We start from the raw sequence: 15,639 nt of genomic DNA, 5'->3' as shown, positions 1-15,639 counted from the left end.
CGTGCCATCTTGCTCACCTACTCAACTGTTAATCATATTCACAAATAATTATACAGTTTTTTGATACCGCTTACCAGTTAATATACTATCTATAAACTAGCTAAGAGCTTTCGACTTCGGGCACGGTCTGCTTGCAATTGACAGATCAGCTCATCAATACCGTCAAATTTAATCATTGGCCGCAAATAATACATCCATTCAACCGTTACCTGCCGTCCATAAACTTGACGGTTAAAATTGAACAAATTGATCTCGACAGTTCGGGCAAGATCATTCCCGAAAGTTTCGTTATTGCCAATTGACGCCATTCCCTGGTACCAAGTACTCTCACCGTCCAAACACACGCGAACAGCATAGACCCCATCTCCAGGGATTCGTTCCTGGGCCCACGGTAAAACGTTGAGGGTAGGAAAACCTAGCTCTCTACCGCGCTGGAAACCATGAACAACTTTGCCATGGACCTGATAGTGGTAGCCCAATAGGCGGTTGGCCTCCGTCATCTGTCCAGTGGCTAGGGCCTGTCTGATCCGGGTTGAACTAACTTTTTGGTCGCCATCACAAAGGTGGTTGACACACATAATGTTAAACCGTCCCTGGGCATACTCAGGCAGAAGAGGCATAGTAGCAATAGCTGGGGGGCCATAAGTAAAGTCCGCCCCTGCGACTAAGTAACGTGCCCGGAGAGCAACGGCATATTTATCAATAAATTCCTGCGGTGGCATATATGCTAAATTTTCATCAAAAGTAACAATGTATAAAATATCTACTCCTAACGCTTCCATCCGCTCAATTTTTTCCTGATTAAGCGTTAAATAGCGCATGGTATCCTTGGTAACATCTGTAAAGAAAATCTTGGGATAGATATCAAATGTCAATACAGCTAGGGGCAGGTATGTATTGTGAGCTTTCTTGCGAGCTACATTGATTACCCGTTGGTGGCCTCGGTGAACGCCATCAAAGAAGCCCATTGCTAAGACAACATCTGAATTAGGAATCTGCGCCTGGTCATATGGATCAGTTAATCGAATTATTCGCACTCTATCACCTTCTTATTCGCTCAAATCAATCATTGTTTCTGGTCGAAAGACTTGGCGTTGCGTATCGTATTGGTAGACACACCGTACTTTGCCATGGTAAGTCAGCGTCACCTTGGTTTTATCCTGGTATTCAGGTAAAGCTAAAAAGCCCCCATTTTTAACTATCCGCCACTGATCTGAAGTCACAGCTACTGCTGGTAGGTCCCGCAGAGCTGTTGCCACCGGTAGGAGCACTTGATCTAGTTTGTCTTGGTCTTTAGCTTGTTGGAGTTGGTCTAAAGTTAGAGTTTGACCAACAGTGATCCCCCCGCTTTTCAGCCGCGTTAAATCTGACATTACTGCTGGAACACCGAGGATCTTTCCCAAGTCAACCGCTAGAGTCCGGACATATGTCCCCTTACCACAACCAACTTCAAAATAAATTTTCTGTAAGCCAGTCTGTGAATCAAAAGTCGCTACTTGTCGCTGCTTGAAATAATCAACATGGATTAACCGTTGGGGACGATCCACTTTTTCGCCAGCCCGAGCATACTCGTAGAGGCGTTTCCCCTTGACCTTAACAGCCGAATACATTGGGGGAATCTGTACAATATCACCCACCAACTGTTCCATCGCAGCCACGATTTCAGTAGTGGTAAACGGACGTGTCAATGGTTGCCGCGCGATTTCAGCTCCATCCAGGTCTTCGGTTTCAGTAGCAAAACCCAGGGTGATTTCTCCTTGGTAGATTTTACCTGACGCCATCAAATAATTTACTAGCTTAGTTGCTTTGCCGATACATACCGGTAAAACTCCATCAACATTAGGATCTAATGTCCCACTATGGCCGACACGTCGAGTTTGAAAAATTCCCCGACACCGAGCAACACAGGCTGCACTAGTCATTCCGCGCTCTTTAAACAAAGGTACGATTCCGTCCACTCTCCATCACTCCTCAATCACGTGGTAAATCTTTGTTATTATACCATTCTCGATACTGAAAAGGAGTGCTGGATCTGCACAAGGATCCAACACTCCTCAGTAACCTCATCTTAAAGTAACTTTAAAATGAGTTGTTCTTTTTTAAATCATTTAATAATTGGTCGATTCGGTCGCCATAGCGGACAGATTCATCCCGTTCAAACTTGATTTCCGGCGTCACATAAATTGTTAACCGGCGTCCCAGTTCTCCACGAATCAAACCTGTTGCCTTGTCCAAACCTTGTTGCGCTTTTTGCGCATCAGAAGCCTTGTCGGATAAAATACTGTAATAGATAGTTGCATGTTGCAAGTCCCCGGAAACATCTACCCCTGTGATGGTAATGTCTTGAACCCGCGGATCACGCACCCGTTTCAGCAAAATATCGCTCACTTCACGTTCGATTTCCTTGGCTAACCGTCCAACGCGATGTTCTTTAACCATACTGTCACCTCAGACTATTCTACTGGAACTTCTTCCATAACATATGCTTCGATTTGGTCGCCAACCTTGATATCGTTGTAGTTTTCAATCATTAAACCACATTCATACCCTTGCTTGACTTCCTTCACGTCATCTTTGAAGCGCTTCAAACTAGCTAATTCGCCTTCATAGATAACAATCCCGTTTCTGATAATCCGGACACCACTATCCCGACGAATATAACCGTCAGTTACGTAGCCCCCACCGATCGTTCCAAGCCGAGAAACTTTGTAAGTCTGCCGAATTTCCACCTGACCAGTGATCTTTTCTTTGAACTCTGGTTCCAGCTTCCCTTTCATGGCACTTTCGATTTCATCAATAGCTTGGTAGATCACCCGGTGTAAACGAATATCTACCTTATCCATTTCTGCTTGTTTCTTGGCATCAACAGTTGGCCGCACGTTAAAGCCGACGATGATTGCTCCTGAAGCTTCGGCCAAGGTAACGTCACTTTCATTGATTGCACCAACAGCCTGGTGAATGATATTAACGCGGACACCTTCAACATCGATCTTCTTCAAGGACCCAGCTAAAGCTTCAACCGAGCCTTGTACGTCAGCCTTGATGATCACATTTACCTGTTTCATATCTTCTTGTTTCATCGTGTCAAAGAGGTTGTCCAATGTTACCCGTTGGGTTTCAGACCGTTCCTTCATCAATGCCCGTTTAGCTCTTTCTTCACCAGCAGCCCGGGCTGTCTTTTCATCATCAAAGACAACAAACCGTTCCCCTGAGTCAGGCACATCGTTCAAACCAGTAATTTCCACTGGCATTGATGGGGTAGCTTCTTTGATACTGTGCCCATACGCATCGGTCATCGTCCGCACACGGCCGAAGGTATTGCCGACAACGATTGGGTCCCCTACCCGGAGTGTTCCTTGTTGAACTAAGAGGGAAGCTACGGAACCTTTCCCTTTATCTAACCGGGCTTCGATTACAGAACCAGCCCCATTTTGGTCTGGGTTAGCTTTGAGTTCAAGAATTTCAGCTTGTAAAAGAATCATATCTAATAATTCATCCAGGTTCTTGCCGAACTTAGCTGAAATTTGGACGAAGATTGTATCGCCACCCCAGTCTTCTGGAATCAATTCATATTCCATCAATTGTTCCATTACGTGGTTTGGATTAGCCCCAGGCTTGTCAATCTTGTTAACCGCCACAATAATTGGCACGTTAGCTGCTTTAGCGTGGTTGATCGCTTCGATTGTCTGTGGCATTACCCCATCATCGGCAGCCACCACTAAAACAGTAATGTCAGTGATGAACGCCCCCCGAGCCCGCATGTTAGTGAAGGCTGCGTGCCCTGGTGTATCCAAGAAAGTAATTGTCTTATCATCATGCTTGATCTGATAAGCCCCGATGTGTTGCGTGATTCCCCCAGCTTCACTATCAGTAATGTGGGAATGACGGAACTTGTCCAGCAAAGTAGTTTTACCGTGGTCAACGTGACCCATGATTGTTACTACTGGTGGGCGTGGAGCTAAATGCTCAGTATTCTTTTCTTCATCTTGGAAGAACTTATCAATATCAGCCACATCGACTTCAACTTTTTCTTCGGCATTGATGCCATAATCAGCAGCCAATAATTCAATTGTGTCTTTGTCTAAGGATTGGTTTTGGTTAACCATAACCCCCATCATGAACAGCTTCTTGATAATTTCGGCTGGTTCCCGGTGGATTTTCTTGGCAATTTCAGCAACATTCATGCCGACTGTGTAAACCAATGTTTCTGGTAATGGCTTGTTCTTTCTTTGTGGGACTGGCTTCTTGTTTTGTTGCCGGTTGTTGTGGCGGTTCTTTTTATTTTTCTTGTTGAACCGCTTGCGTCCCCCATTTTGAAAGTTGTTATTCCGGTTGAACTTGCCGTTACCACCACGGTTGTTCCGTTGGTTGCTATCTTCATCCCGCATAGCCCGGCGCTCGTCGCGGCCTGCAGGTTGTTCATGCTTCTTGCGGAAATCCCGTGATTTTGGTGCAGATTGCACTGGCTTCTTGTGCTCAGTGTGCTTGTTAGCCGGTGCTTTCTTTTCTGATTTTGGTTGTTGTTTTGGGGAAGTAGTATTACCCTTCATTGCTTTCTTGATAACTTGCTCCTCTCCAGCATTCACAGTTGACATGTGGTTGCCCACCGTCAACCCCTGCTCTTTAGCAATTTTAATTACTTGTTTACTGCTCATCTTGAGCTCTTTGGCTAATTCATAGATGCGTTTTTTAGTCATCTGATCACACTCCTAATCGTAACCTTACGCGGATTCGCCTGTCCTCCAGTCGGTCGACAGGAAAATCCTGTCTGAACCTAGGAGGTTGTTAATAATTGTTTCATTTTGGTACTAAAGCCTTGATCCATAACAGCCAGTAATGACCGTGAACTGCCAATCGCGTAACTCAGCTCTGCACGCGTAAACTCTGTGCACAAATAGACATTGTACGATTGACACTTATCCGTAAATTTCTTACGCGAACTCGCCCCACCATCACTAGCAAAAAAGACCAGTCCGGTTTGACGCCCACGAATAGCTGCTAAAACCCGGTCCTCACCCGTTGTCAGCTTTTGTGCACGCCGGGCAAGTCCAAGCATATTCAAAACTTGTTGCTTATTTTTCATTGCCAAATAACTTTGCACGTTCTACCTGGTGGTCAACATATGCAATTAACTCATCATAGAATTCATCAGCAATTTTCAGTCCAAAAGCCTTATCAAAAGTTCTCTTTTTCTTGGCTAACTTTGCGATAGCAACATCTAAAAAGATGTAAGCACCGCGTCCGGCTTTCTTCCCCGTAGGGTCGATGCTAACTTCATTTTGCTTGTTTTTGACAACTCGCACTAATTCTTTTTTCGGTTTCATCTCGCCGGTCACAATGTCTTTACGCATTGGAATTTTACGTTGTACCATAATAGACTTCTCCTCTAGTAATTATTCTTGGTCCGTAGCATCGTTTTGCGGATAAAAAATAATTGGTTCCAGTGCAGCTTCCTTGGCTGCAGCAATTTCTGCAAGATAATCTTCGTATGAAGGCATCTCACTTTCAGACTTAATATCAATCTTGAAGCCAGTCAACCGGGCAGCTAAGCGGACGTTTTGTCCCTTCTTACCGATAGCCAATGATAATTGGTCATCAGGAACAGCCACTGTACATTCGCGGTCGTTTTCTGGATTGAACCGTACTTCTAAGACATCAGCTGGATTCAGTGCATTGGAGATGAACTCAGCTGGATCTTCTTTCCATTCAACAATGTCCATGTTTTCCCCATGGAGTTCATTGACAATCGTTTGCACCCGTTGGCCTCGTGGTCCTACACAAGTACCAACTGGATCGATATTGTCATCATTAGAACGAACTGCGATCTTGGCCCGATCGCCAGCTTCCCGGGCAATCGAAACGATTTCGACAGTTCCATCGTACAGTTCTGGAACTTCATTTTCAAATAATCGCTTCAACAGGTCTGGATGTGACCGACTTACGAAAACCTGTGGTCCCCGTGTTACGTTTTCAACTTTGTAAACATACACTTTGATCCGTTGGTGGGCCTCATATTCTTCCGTTGGAATTTGGTCCCGCTTAGACATCAAAGCTTCGATCGTCCCAATATTTACGTAGATATTGCCCCGACTGTCACTCCGTTCAACTTCACCCGTAACGATTTCATCTTCGTAGCGAATGTACTTATCATAGATAACACTTCGTTCTGCTTCCCGCATCCGTTGCAAGATTACTTGCTTAGCAGTTTGCGCAGCAATCCGCCCGAAATTCTTAGGGGTGACTTCAAACTTGATCGTATCGCCAATTTCGTAAGCTTTGTTTTTTTGCAAAGCATCCTTCAAACTAACTTCCAACAATGGATCCAGTGCTTCTTCAACCACTGTCTTAACCGCATAAACGTGCATGTCACCTTTGTTTTGGTCAAACTCAACTTCCACGTTTTGGGCCTGGTCATAGTTGCGCTTGTAAGCAGAAACTAACGCTGCTTCCATTGCTTCAATGACGATCTCTTTCTTAACGCCTTTTTCTTTTTCCAGCGTATCTAATGCATTTAGTAATTCCTTACTCATGCTTCTTTGACTCCTTATTCTTAAAACTTAATTGCTAAACGCGCCTTGGCAACCTGTTTGCGGGGAATATCGACTGTTTTCTTGCGTGTCTTATCCATATATTCCAGCACTAAGTGTTCATCATCTAATGCGATGAGGTTACCTTCATAAACTTTCTTACCAGCAATCTGCTGGTACAAGGAAACATTGATATATTCTTGATTTGCTAGTGCCTGTTGATAATCCTGTTCCCGCTTTAATGGGCGTTCTGCCCCGGGTGATGACACCTCAAGGTAGTATGCCTGGGGGATCGGATCAGGGTCACAATTATCAAGTTTTTCGCTCAGTTGATCACTGACTAGGGCACATTCTTCAATGTTGATTCCTCCCGGCTTATCAATGTAAACCCGTAAGTACCAACTCTTGCCTTCCTTAACAAACTCAATGTCAAACAAGTCAAAATGGTGTTCCGCTAAAATTGGGTTGACCATTTCAGTGACTACTTCAACTACGTTACTCACTTGCTAACAGACCTCCTTTACATCCTTTTAAAGAAAAACCCAATAAAAAAAGTGAGCATACTGCTCACTCTTTTACGAGCTATACAATTAACAAACAAAGTATAGCATATTTACGTCTAGTGTTCAAGGACGAGCTCCAATGTCATCCCTATCATTGTTCCTTATTCTGAAATACATACCGGTAGATAAGATATCCACAAAGACAAGTAATCAAGTCTGCCACAGCCTGGGCCCAAACAATTCCGTGATACCCATTGGTCATCTTCAATATTTCCAATGCAATGAAATAGATAATTCCTTGTCGACTAACTGCCATTGCAAAAGCCGCCCAAGCATTCCCTATTGATTGAAAAACTGTTGTATAAACCAGGATCAACCCTACCAGAGGAGTAGTCAGCAGAGTTGCCCGCAACATGTATGCCCCAGCTGTTACGATTTCTGGTTGGTTCATGAACAGTCCTGTTACCGGATGTGCAGCAATAATCAAGACTCCACCAACAATGATGGCATAAACTATCTGAACCAGCATATCAAAGTGTGAAATTTCTTTTAAACGTGACCAATTCTTAGCCCCGTAGTTGTAGCCAATCAGCGGTTGCGCCCCAAAAGTGAAGCCAACAATCACCAAGATGACCACTCCGTAAATTTTTTGCGTAATCCCCATTGCTGCCACTTGCTGGGCTCCATAAACAGCTAACGATGAATTCAAAAGCGCCATCCCAAAGGTCTGCGCAAAGTTAGTAATAGAACTAGGAATCCCAATCGCAATAACCTCTTTGACCGTTCGTCCATCAAGGCAGGCTAAGCGGGGGTCCAAGCTAACATATTGTGCCCGCTGCCAAATGAAATAGACCAAGATAAGATCCGTTACCAGGTAGCCGGTAACATTGGCAATCCCCACTCCTAGAGCGCCCATCTTCAAACCAAAGAGAAATATTGGATCTAAAATAATTGCCAAAATTGTCCCTATCATGCTGGCTAGCATTGCTTGAAAAGCCAGCCCCTCAGTTCGGATAAGATTTTGGGGAATGACTGAAAAAACAACTGCAAACGCTCCAACAGCTAAAACACGATAAAAAGCGGCTGCATCCTGATAGGTTGTTGCTTTGGCCCCTAAGATCAACAGGATTGGTTTTTCAAACCATAAAAGGAGCACCGTCAACACGATGCTAGTGAGTATTCCCCAATAAATGCTAAAACTGCTTACCCGCCGACTTAAGGTATAGTTTTTCTCACCAAACAAGCGCGAGATAACTGAACTACCACCTAATCCAAAGATATCTGCAACCGCTAATAAAAAGGTAAACAGCGGGGCCCCAATGGTAATTCCTGCCACTAGATTCGGATCACCTGTTTTAGCAACAAACATCGTATCTGCCAAACTATAAATCATCGTTGTCAACATCCCCAAGACCACTGGGAGAGCTAACTGAAAGTAAACTTTCTTGACTGGTGCTTTGACAAATAATTCTTCCATTTTCCATCTCCAAAATAAAAACGAATTAAAATAACCTACCACCCGTAGTCCATGAGGTAAGTATTTTAATCGTTTCTTGTATAACACTTATTACGCTAGCATATTTCAGTTGTGTGCGTAAGTAATTTTCACATACTTATCTTATAATATGCCAACTTGAAAAACTTCCTTCCCCTAAAAAATAAAACTGGAAAACACAGCGTTTTTCCAGTTTCTTTCTTATTTTCTAATATTACATTTCGTCTGGTGCTTGGACGCCTAATAGCCGCAAGGATTCCTTCAAAACGATCGTTAAACTCTTAACCATTGCCAACCGGGATGCCTTTTGTTCATCATCAGTTAGGATCCGGGAATGTGCATAGTACTTGTTGAAAGCCTTGGCCAAGTGAATAGCATACTTCGCAATCACAGATGGTTCGTATTCTTCAACTGCCCGCTTAACCGTTGCTGGGAAGTCACCCAATAACCGTAGCGTTTCCCATGCTTCTGGATCGTCCAGGGCGTATGCTTGATCCGTTGGGATGTCCATATTAGCTTTCCGCAGGATACTCATTGCCCGTGCGTGTGAGTATTGAACGTATGGGCCTGTTTCCCCTTCAAAACGGACAACCTCTTCTAGGTCAAAGTCAAAGTTGTTCATCCGGTCATTCTTCAAATCATGGAAGATTACTGCTCCGACCCCAACGTCATGCGCTACTTCTTGCTTGTTAGCCAAGTCTGGGTTCTTAGCTTCGATTTGCTTGTAAGCCAAGTCCACCGCATCATTCAAGACGTTTTCAAGGAGGATTACCCGTCCCTTCCGGGTGGATAACTTCTTACCACCAGAAGTGATCAAGCCGAATGGAATATGCTTGATGTCATCGCTCCAGTCGTAGCCCATTTCCTTGAGAACAGCTTTCAACTGTTGGAAGTGTCCCGTTTGTTCAGACCCCACTACGTATAATGATTGCTTGAAGTTGTATGTCCGATACCGGTACAAGGCAGCAGCTAGGTCCCGCGTGATGTACAAAGTACCCCCATCAGACCGTAAAATTAAAGCTGGGTTGAGGTCATACTTATCTAAATCGACAATTTGTGCCCCTTGACTTTCTTTTAAGAGGTTCTTTTCTCGTAAGAGTTCAATAATTTCATCCATCTTGTCGTTAAAGAAGGATTCCCCATTAAAGGAGTCAAACTCTACCCCTAACTCCTTGTAAATCTTCATAAAGTAATTTAAGGATTCAGACCGGAACCATTGCCAAAGTTCAGTTGCTTCTTGGTCACCATCTTGTAGCTTTTTGAACCATGCCCGTGCCTTATCATTTAGTTCAGGATCCTTGTCAGCTTCTTCGTGGAAGTGAACATAATACTTGAGTAGCGTATTGATTGGGTCGTTTTTGACATCCGCCTCATTGCCCCACATCTTGTAGGCTTGGATCAGTTTCCCAAACTGAGTTCCCCAGTCACCTAAGTAGTCAATCTTGATTGGCTTATAGTTGGTCTTTTTCAATAATTCAGCAATTGAATTTCCAATCACAGTTGACCGCAAGTGTCCCATTGACATTGGTTTAGCAATGTTAGGTGATGACATATCAATTGGAACGTTGCCCTGGTCACCGAGATTTTGATCCCCATAGTGAGCGCCCGCAGTCAACACGTTCTGTAAAATTTCTTGACTGTATGCTTGCTTATCTAAGAAGAAGTTGATATATGGGCCCACTGCTTCGATCTTTTCAAAACCATCTTGCGGTAACTTAGCCACTAAGTCTTGGGCGATAGCTTGGGGTGCCTTACGCAAAATCTTAGCCAGCATGAAAGCTGGAAAGGCATAGTCCCCTAAGTCTAAAGTCTTGGGTACTTCAATCTTGGCACTAATTTGGTCAGCAGTTAATTGATTGTCAACAGCTGCAGCAATTAAATCAGCAATTTTTTGTTTGTAGTCCATTTTTTCCTCCTAAATAAAAAATCTCTTACATCTGAAATGTAAGAGACGAGATTTCCCGCGGTACCACTCTAATTGATAAAAAGTCCACTCAACTATTTACGATGTGATTCATAAGAAGTGCGATTCAGATACTGCCCTCACCTGGCTCCCATCAACCCAGACTCGCTAAAGAGTTTCATATCCTACTAGTTTCTATCATCGAATCAATACCTGACGGCTTATAAGCGGGTAACGAGAATCGAACTCGCGACAGTAGCTTGGGAAGCTATCGTTTTACCACTAAACTATACCCGCATAACGTGGTTTAGTATACCACACAGTTTTTTAAATGTCAGCACTTTATGCACTAATTTTTTTCATTTTCTTCAAGCTAACTACAGCTCGGTTATGAAAGTCACCAACTGCAATCGTATCTTCTTGATGATAGTTGGTAATCTCCACCATAGCAGAGTTTTCGTAAATCTTTTGAATCTTTCCCTCGAAGTCATGATTTAAAGAGGCAAATTTCTGACACTTTACTGTATCACCAATTGCAAACTTCTTTTCCATGTCTATGCTCCTTTTAATTCCGTGATTGAATACTAACAGATTGAAAAACAACTTGCAAGTAATATTTTTACTTCAACAGCCAACTCCAATAAAAATAGCAAAGGAGGCTGGCAAAACCAACCTCCTTTATACAAAATTATCAAATTGTCCTATTTAATCTAAACCAACCCGCCGGAAAATATCATCGACATGGCGTAAATGCCAGTGATAATCAAAGGCATCATCTAAGTCTGCTTTTGATAATTGCTTTTGCACCGTTGGATCGGCTTCTAAAAGTGGTCTAAACGGCACTTGTTCAGCCCAACATTGTGCCGTATACGGCTGGATCAAATCGTAAGCCTCTTCACGACTCAGACCAGATTCGACTAGCTTCAAAAGCACCCGGCCACTATAAATCAAGCCCAGCGTCTTGTCCATGTTTTTCTTCATTGTTTCTGGGAAAACGTCAAGGTTTTTGATAATGCAGGTAAACCGGTGCAGCATATAGTCTAGTAAGGATGTAGTATCCGGTAAGATAATCCGCTCTGCCGATGAATGAGAGATGTCACGTTCATGCCATAAAGTAATATTTTCATAGGCAGTAACAATATGTCCCCGGCACACGCGAGCCAAACCTGAAATGTTTTCCGAACCAATCGGGTTCCGCTTATGTGGCATTGCTGAAGAACCCTTTTGTCCTTTGGCAAAGTGCTCTTCAACTTCATGAATTTCTGTCCGTTGCAAGCTCCGAATCTCGGTTGCAAATTCTTCCAAACTCGTTGCAATCAAAGCCAGTGCAGCGATATATTCGGCATGTAAGTCCCGTGGCAACACTTGGGTTGAAATTTCTTGGGGGCGGATCCCTAATTTATTGCAGACATATTCTTCAACAAACGGTGGCACTTCAGCAAACGTACCAACTGCGCCAGAGATCTTACCTGCTTCAACTCCCCGTGCTGCATGGTCAAAGCGTTCGATATTCCGTTTCATTTCAGAATACCAGCGGGCTAACTTCAACCCAAAAGTTGTTGGTTCGGCATGGACACCATGGGTCCGCCCCATGCAAACCGTATACTTAAATTCTTGTGCACGTTGACCGATCACATCAGCCAATTGTTGCAGGTCTTGACGTAAGATATCATTTGCCTGCTTTAAGCGATAGCCCTGCGCTGTGTCCACTACGTCTGTACTCGTTAAACCGTAATGAACCCACTTTTTTTCTGGTCCTAATGATTCAGACAGGTTCCGGGTAAAAGCAATCACATCATGGTGCGTAATTGCTTCGATCTCAGCAATACGGTCGACATCAAACTTGGCATTTTGCTTGAGCTTGGCAACATCAGCTGCAGGAATGTGGCCGAGTTCAGCCCATGCTTCATCGGCTGCCAACTCTACTGCTAACCAACATTCATACTTCTTATGTTCACTCCAAATAGCCGCCATTTCTGGCCGAGTATATCTTGAAAGCATTCCAAATCTCCTCTTTAAATAAGAATTATTTTTCAATATTTTCATTGTATCATGAAATCATACTAAAGTTGGTTAGGTTTATCTCATCTCGCAGGTTACCGTCTTCTCCGTTGAATGTCCCCTACGAAACGGGTACAATAGCAAGTGCTATAAAAAGGAGTTGTTAAGTTTGATAACCATTGCTGGTGTGATCGGGTCAGGTAAGTCGACCCTCACTAACCTACTTGCTACTGAACTAGGGACAAAGCCATTCTTTGAACCGGTGGCTGATAACCCAGTCTTACCGCTTTTTTACAAAGGAAATGAGATTGCCAATAAAAAACGGGCTGCTGGCGATAAAGACGCCACAAACCCTTATACTTACCTGTTGCAGACATTCTTCTTGAACCGGCGCTTTCAGATGATGAAACAGGCTGCACAAGGAGAAAACAATATCCTCGATCGTTCCATCTACGAGGATGCAATGTTTATGAAGATGAATACCGACCTTGGCAATGCCACCGCATTGGAATATCAGATCTACCAGGAATTGCTTGCAGAAATGCTCAATGAATTAAAGCATATCAAGCAAGACAAGTCACCGGACTTGATGATCCTGATCAAAGTTTCCTATACTACAATGATTAAACGAATTCAAAAAAGAGGCCGCACCTACGAACAATTATCGACTGATCCTGGCTTGGTTGCTTACTACAAGCGTCTTCTCCGTTACTATGACGCTTGGGAAAAAGCCTACGACCTCTCGCCCCTACTGATTATTGATGGTGACCGGTACGATTTTGTGGAGAATCCTAACGATCGTAATACCGTTTTGAATCTGATTGAACAAGAGTTGGTCAACTTGGGTAAGCTCAAACCTGACCGCTTCGCCCAATTAAAGCAGCAACGATCCCTAACCACCAAATAATAATTAAAAGAGTCCCCAACCTAGCATTAAGCTCCTGGTTGGGGACTCTTGTTTTAGCATTATCTTTAATCAATCCTCGGCCACAGCGATCGCCTGCAGGACAACCTCCAGACGGTCACAATTTTTCCATGCTTCTTCTTTCTTATGCTTGTAAACTTGATAAGCAGTTGAATTGGCCGGTGTTTGGGCACATAATTCAGTGTACTTATCAAGTTCCTTCCGATACGCCTGATAATCGGCTTGGATCTCTTTTGTATTACTCATCGGTACACCTCATTTTATGCATTCCTGACATTATAATTATAGCATTTCTCCACTAAAAAAGCAGGCAACTATTGTAGTTCACATCAGTGCAAACTTCCTAGTCCCTGCCTTAATTTTATGCTAAGTAGTCCATCACATCGCGGGCAATGACTAATTCTTCATTAGTTGGAATAGTCATAACTGTTACCTTAGAATCAGGTCCAGAAATAATCACGTCCTGACCGGTAACATCCAGTTTATCCTCAGCAATCGTGATCCCCATAAAAGCTAACCGCTTCATGATTCTCCGCTTGATTGGACCAGATGCTTCGCCGATCCCCGCCGTGAAAATCAGACCGTCGATCCCACCAACTTCAGCTACATACTGTCCGATGAACTTGACAACATTTTTGACGAAGATATCCACTGCCAATTTAGCCCGGTGGTTGGTGTCCATTTGGGCTAACAAGTCACGCATATCTGGCGAGAAACCAGAGATTCCTAGCAAGCCGGACTTGTTATTGAGCAGGTAGATCATTTCATCCATGCTAACCCCAAGTTTTTCGCGCATATAGGCAACCAAGGACACATCTACGTCCCCAGACCGGGTTTGCATCGTAATCCCACTCAGAGGTGAAAAGCCCATTGAAGTATCATAGGACTTACCATTTTTCACAGCACAGATCGAAGCGCCTGACCCCAGGTGACAGCTAATCAACTTAAGATCAGCCAATGGCTTCTTCATCAACTTAGCAGCTTCTCCCACAACATACTTGTGGCTTAAGCCATGGGCCCCAAACCGGCGCACTCCATACTTTTCATACCATTCATAAGGGACACTATATACATAGTTAGTTTCTGGTAGCGTCCGGTGGAAAGCTGTGTCAAAACATGCCACCGCAACTGCATGGGGCAATGCCCGCTCAAATGCCTCAATTCCCATCAAGTTAGCAGGATTGTGCAACGGGGCAAATTCTTTTAACTCTGCAATCTTCTTTTTTACATCATCAGTAACAATTACGGAATGATCGAAATATTCGCCGCCGGCTACAACCCGGTGACCAACACCAGCAATTTCATCATAACTAGTAACGATTTTTAACCGCAAGAGTAGGTCCAGGAGCAACTCAACTGCCCGTTTGTGATCTGGGATATCTTCAGTCTGTTGGAACATCGCCTGACCATCAGCATTCTTAATCGTAACCTGGGGCGCGCTGATACCTATTCTTTCAATCAATCCTGATGCCACAATTCGTTCAGCTGGCATTTCAAAAAGTTTGAACTTTAAACTTGAACTACCCGAATTAATAGCTAGAATTTTACTCAATTCACTAACCTCCATTGAACCTAAAATTGATACCCCTCAACTATACCAAATTGCCCTGCGATTTTCATCTATTATCAATAGCATAGTTAGATTATTGTCTATTCTGGTATTTCTCCTATAAAAAAGTTACAATTAATAGCAGTAATTTTGGAGAGGAAGAAGATCATGAATCTCGAAGAACGCCTACTCACGTTGGTCAAAAACGACCACCACCTGTTGAATGTCATTACCATTCTCCGGCAGCAACACCTACGGGAAGCAACTATCGTTGGCGATCCAATCCGTAACTTAATCTGGAATGCTATAACCAAGCAGCCATCATCTGTGCTATGGGATAAAATCACGGTTTATTACCGTAACATCAGTGAATCTTATGAAGATTTCCTGACTACCCAAGCCCAGCTAAGCCAAAATCACTCCCAGTATTTCTGGGAATTGACTAACCTCGGTCTGCCGGAACATGCCGCTCTAGCGCCCAATCAATTAAGTATCTCTGAAGCAGTAGCGGCCCAACCAGAAAAATGCAGTGCGGTGGGAATTCAGCTTTTACCTGGCGGTGAGCTCACCGTGATTGCTCCTTACGGGTTGGAGGATGCTTTTGCTTTACGGGTGGCCCCGACCCCGGCTTTTGCTGTGGGAACGGAGCAACATCCTAAATACCAACGTCGGTTGCATTTCAACCACTGGCAAGAACGGTGGCCTGACTTGACTATTGGATAAAATAACTATTTAA

General features: G+C 43.7%; 16 protein-coding genes and 1 tRNA gene. 2 read left to right on the top strand and 15 right to left on the bottom strand.

Annotated features, from left to right (window positions below; all coding sequences use genetic code 11):
- Positions 1-89 precede the first annotated feature (89 nt).
- From ribF to purB, 13 genes are all read right to left on the bottom strand, one after another.
- Positions 90-1,037 (bottom strand): riboflavin biosynthesis protein RibF, encoded by a 948-nt coding sequence (gene ribF, locus V3C97_RS02560; RefSeq protein ID WP_338434389.1) that lies wholly within the window; start codon positions 1,035-1,037, stop codon positions 90-92.
- 12 nt (positions 1,038-1,049) lie between these two features.
- Positions 1,050-1,958, bottom strand: coding sequence for a tRNA pseudouridine(55) synthase TruB (truB, locus tag V3C97_RS02555; protein WP_317294584.1), 909 nt, complete (start codon positions 1,956-1,958; stop codon positions 1,050-1,052).
- A gap of 121 nt (positions 1,959-2,079) precedes the next feature.
- Positions 2,080-2,439 (bottom strand): 30S ribosome-binding factor RbfA, encoded by a 360-nt coding sequence (gene rbfA / locus V3C97_RS02550; protein WP_009554889.1) that lies wholly within the window; start codon positions 2,437-2,439, stop codon positions 2,080-2,082.
- A 14-nt stretch (positions 2,440-2,453) separates the two neighbouring features.
- Positions 2,454-4,697, bottom strand: a complete 2,244-nt coding sequence (gene infB, locus V3C97_RS02545; protein WP_009554891.1) for a translation initiation factor IF-2 — start codon at positions 4,695-4,697, stop codon at positions 2,454-2,456.
- Between the two features lie 77 nt (positions 4,698-4,774).
- Positions 4,775-5,083, bottom strand: coding sequence for a L7Ae/L30e/S12e/Gadd45 family ribosomal protein (locus V3C97_RS02540; protein ID WP_009554893.1), 309 nt, complete (start codon positions 5,081-5,083; stop codon positions 4,775-4,777).
- The gene (gene rnpM / locus V3C97_RS02535) at positions 5,073-5,372 is read right to left on the bottom strand and encodes an RNase P modulator RnpM (protein WP_009554895.1); all 300 of its coding nucleotides are present in this window, start codon (positions 5,370-5,372) and stop codon (positions 5,073-5,075) included. The genes V3C97_RS02540 and rnpM overlap by 11 nt, the downstream gene beginning before the upstream one ends.
- A 21-nt stretch (positions 5,373-5,393) precedes the next feature.
- On the bottom strand, positions 5,394-6,530 hold the full coding sequence (gene nusA, locus V3C97_RS02530; protein WP_009554897.1) for a transcription termination factor NusA: 1,137 nt from the start codon (positions 6,528-6,530) through the stop codon (positions 5,394-5,396).
- 20 nt (positions 6,531-6,550) lie between these two features.
- Positions 6,551-7,030: a ribosome maturation factor RimP gene (rimP, locus tag V3C97_RS02525; RefSeq protein ID WP_009554899.1), complete on the bottom strand. Its 480-nt coding sequence runs from the start codon at positions 7,028-7,030 to the stop codon at positions 6,551-6,553.
- Between the two features lie 151 nt (positions 7,031-7,181).
- Positions 7,182-8,507, bottom strand: coding sequence for an MATE family efflux transporter (locus tag V3C97_RS02520; protein ID WP_338434388.1), 1,326 nt, complete (start codon positions 8,505-8,507; stop codon positions 7,182-7,184).
- A gap of 232 nt (positions 8,508-8,739) precedes the next feature.
- Positions 8,740-10,431: an arginine--tRNA ligase gene (argS, locus tag V3C97_RS02515; RefSeq protein WP_180849486.1), complete on the bottom strand. Its 1,692-nt coding sequence runs from the start codon at positions 10,429-10,431 to the stop codon at positions 8,740-8,742.
- 223 nt (positions 10,432-10,654) lie between these two features.
- Positions 10,655-10,725: transfer RNA gene (locus tag V3C97_RS02510), tRNA-Gly, on the bottom strand.
- 45 nt (positions 10,726-10,770) lie between these two features.
- On the bottom strand, positions 10,771-10,980 hold the full coding sequence (locus V3C97_RS02505) for a DUF2187 domain-containing protein (protein WP_009554905.1): 210 nt from the start codon (positions 10,978-10,980) through the stop codon (positions 10,771-10,773).
- Between the two features lie 153 nt (positions 10,981-11,133).
- Entirely contained in the window at positions 11,134-12,429 is a 1,296-nt protein-coding gene (gene purB, locus V3C97_RS02500) for an adenylosuccinate lyase (protein ID WP_338434387.1), read from the bottom strand.
- A 169-nt stretch (positions 12,430-12,598) separates the two neighbouring features.
- Here purB and V3C97_RS02495 point away from each other — a divergent pair, with 169 nt between their 5' ends.
- Entirely contained in the window at positions 12,599-13,336 is a 738-nt protein-coding gene (locus V3C97_RS02495) for a deoxynucleoside kinase (protein WP_027826184.1), read from the top strand.
- A 69-nt stretch (positions 13,337-13,405) separates the two neighbouring features.
- Here V3C97_RS02495 and V3C97_RS02490 read toward each other — a convergent pair whose 3' ends face one another.
- Both V3C97_RS02490 and V3C97_RS02485 read right to left on the bottom strand, forming a co-directional pair.
- Positions 13,406-13,600, bottom strand: a complete 195-nt coding sequence (locus V3C97_RS02490) for a hypothetical protein (RefSeq protein WP_009554911.1) — start codon at positions 13,598-13,600, stop codon at positions 13,406-13,408.
- Between the two features lie 115 nt (positions 13,601-13,715).
- Positions 13,716-14,906, bottom strand: coding sequence for an acetate kinase (locus V3C97_RS02485; RefSeq protein ID WP_338434386.1), 1,191 nt, complete (start codon positions 14,904-14,906; stop codon positions 13,716-13,718).
- 165 nt (positions 14,907-15,071) lie between these two features.
- Here V3C97_RS02485 and V3C97_RS02480 point away from each other — a divergent pair, with 165 nt between their 5' ends.
- Positions 15,072-15,626, top strand: a complete 555-nt coding sequence (locus V3C97_RS02480) for a nucleotidyltransferase family protein (RefSeq protein ID WP_338434385.1) — start codon at positions 15,072-15,074, stop codon at positions 15,624-15,626.
- Positions 15,627-15,639: the final 13 nt, after the last annotated feature.

Source organism: Ligilactobacillus saerimneri (genome assembly GCF_036689625.1).
GTDB classification, from domain to species: domain Bacteria; phylum Bacillota; class Bacilli; order Lactobacillales; family Lactobacillaceae; genus Ligilactobacillus; species Ligilactobacillus saerimneri.
Note: the sequence above shows the minus strand (reverse complement) of the source record. Positions and strands in the feature narration are given on the sequence as shown.

Excerpts from the sequence above, each read along its gene's own strand:
- V3C97_RS02540 (WP_009554893.1), bottom strand. The coding sequence starts at position 5,083 with ATGAAAAATAAGCAACAAGTTTTGAATATGCTTGGACTTGCCCGGCGT.
- infB (WP_009554891.1), bottom strand. The coding sequence starts at position 4,697 with ATGACTAAAAAACGCATCTATGAATTAGCCAAAGAGCTCAAGATGAGC.
- rnpM (WP_009554895.1), bottom strand. The coding sequence starts at position 5,372 with ATGGTACAACGTAAAATTCCAATGCGTAAAGACATTGTGACCGGCGAG.
- V3C97_RS02490 (WP_009554911.1), bottom strand. The coding sequence starts at position 13,600 with ATGAGTAATACAAAAGAGATCCAAGCCGATTATCAGGCGTATCGGAAG.
- purB (WP_338434387.1), bottom strand. The coding sequence starts at position 12,429 with ATGCTTTCAAGATATACTCGGCCAGAAATGGCGGCTATTTGGAGTGAA.
- V3C97_RS02520 (WP_338434388.1), bottom strand. The coding sequence starts at position 8,507 with ATGGAAGAATTATTTGTCAAAGCACCAGTCAAGAAAGTTTACTTTCAG.
- argS (WP_180849486.1), bottom strand. The coding sequence starts at position 10,431 with ATGGACTACAAACAAAAAATTGCTGATTTAATTGCTGCAGCTGTTGAC.
- V3C97_RS02480 (WP_338434385.1), top strand. The coding sequence starts at position 15,072 with ATGAATCTCGAAGAACGCCTACTCACGTTGGTCAAAAACGACCACCAC.
- V3C97_RS02505 (WP_009554905.1), bottom strand. The coding sequence starts at position 10,980 with ATGGAAAAGAAGTTTGCAATTGGTGATACAGTAAAGTGTCAGAAATTT.
- rbfA (WP_009554889.1), bottom strand. The coding sequence starts at position 2,439 with ATGGTTAAAGAACATCGCGTTGGACGGTTAGCCAAGGAAATCGAACGT.
- nusA (WP_009554897.1), bottom strand. The coding sequence starts at position 6,530 with ATGAGTAAGGAATTACTAAATGCATTAGATACGCTGGAAAAAGAAAAA.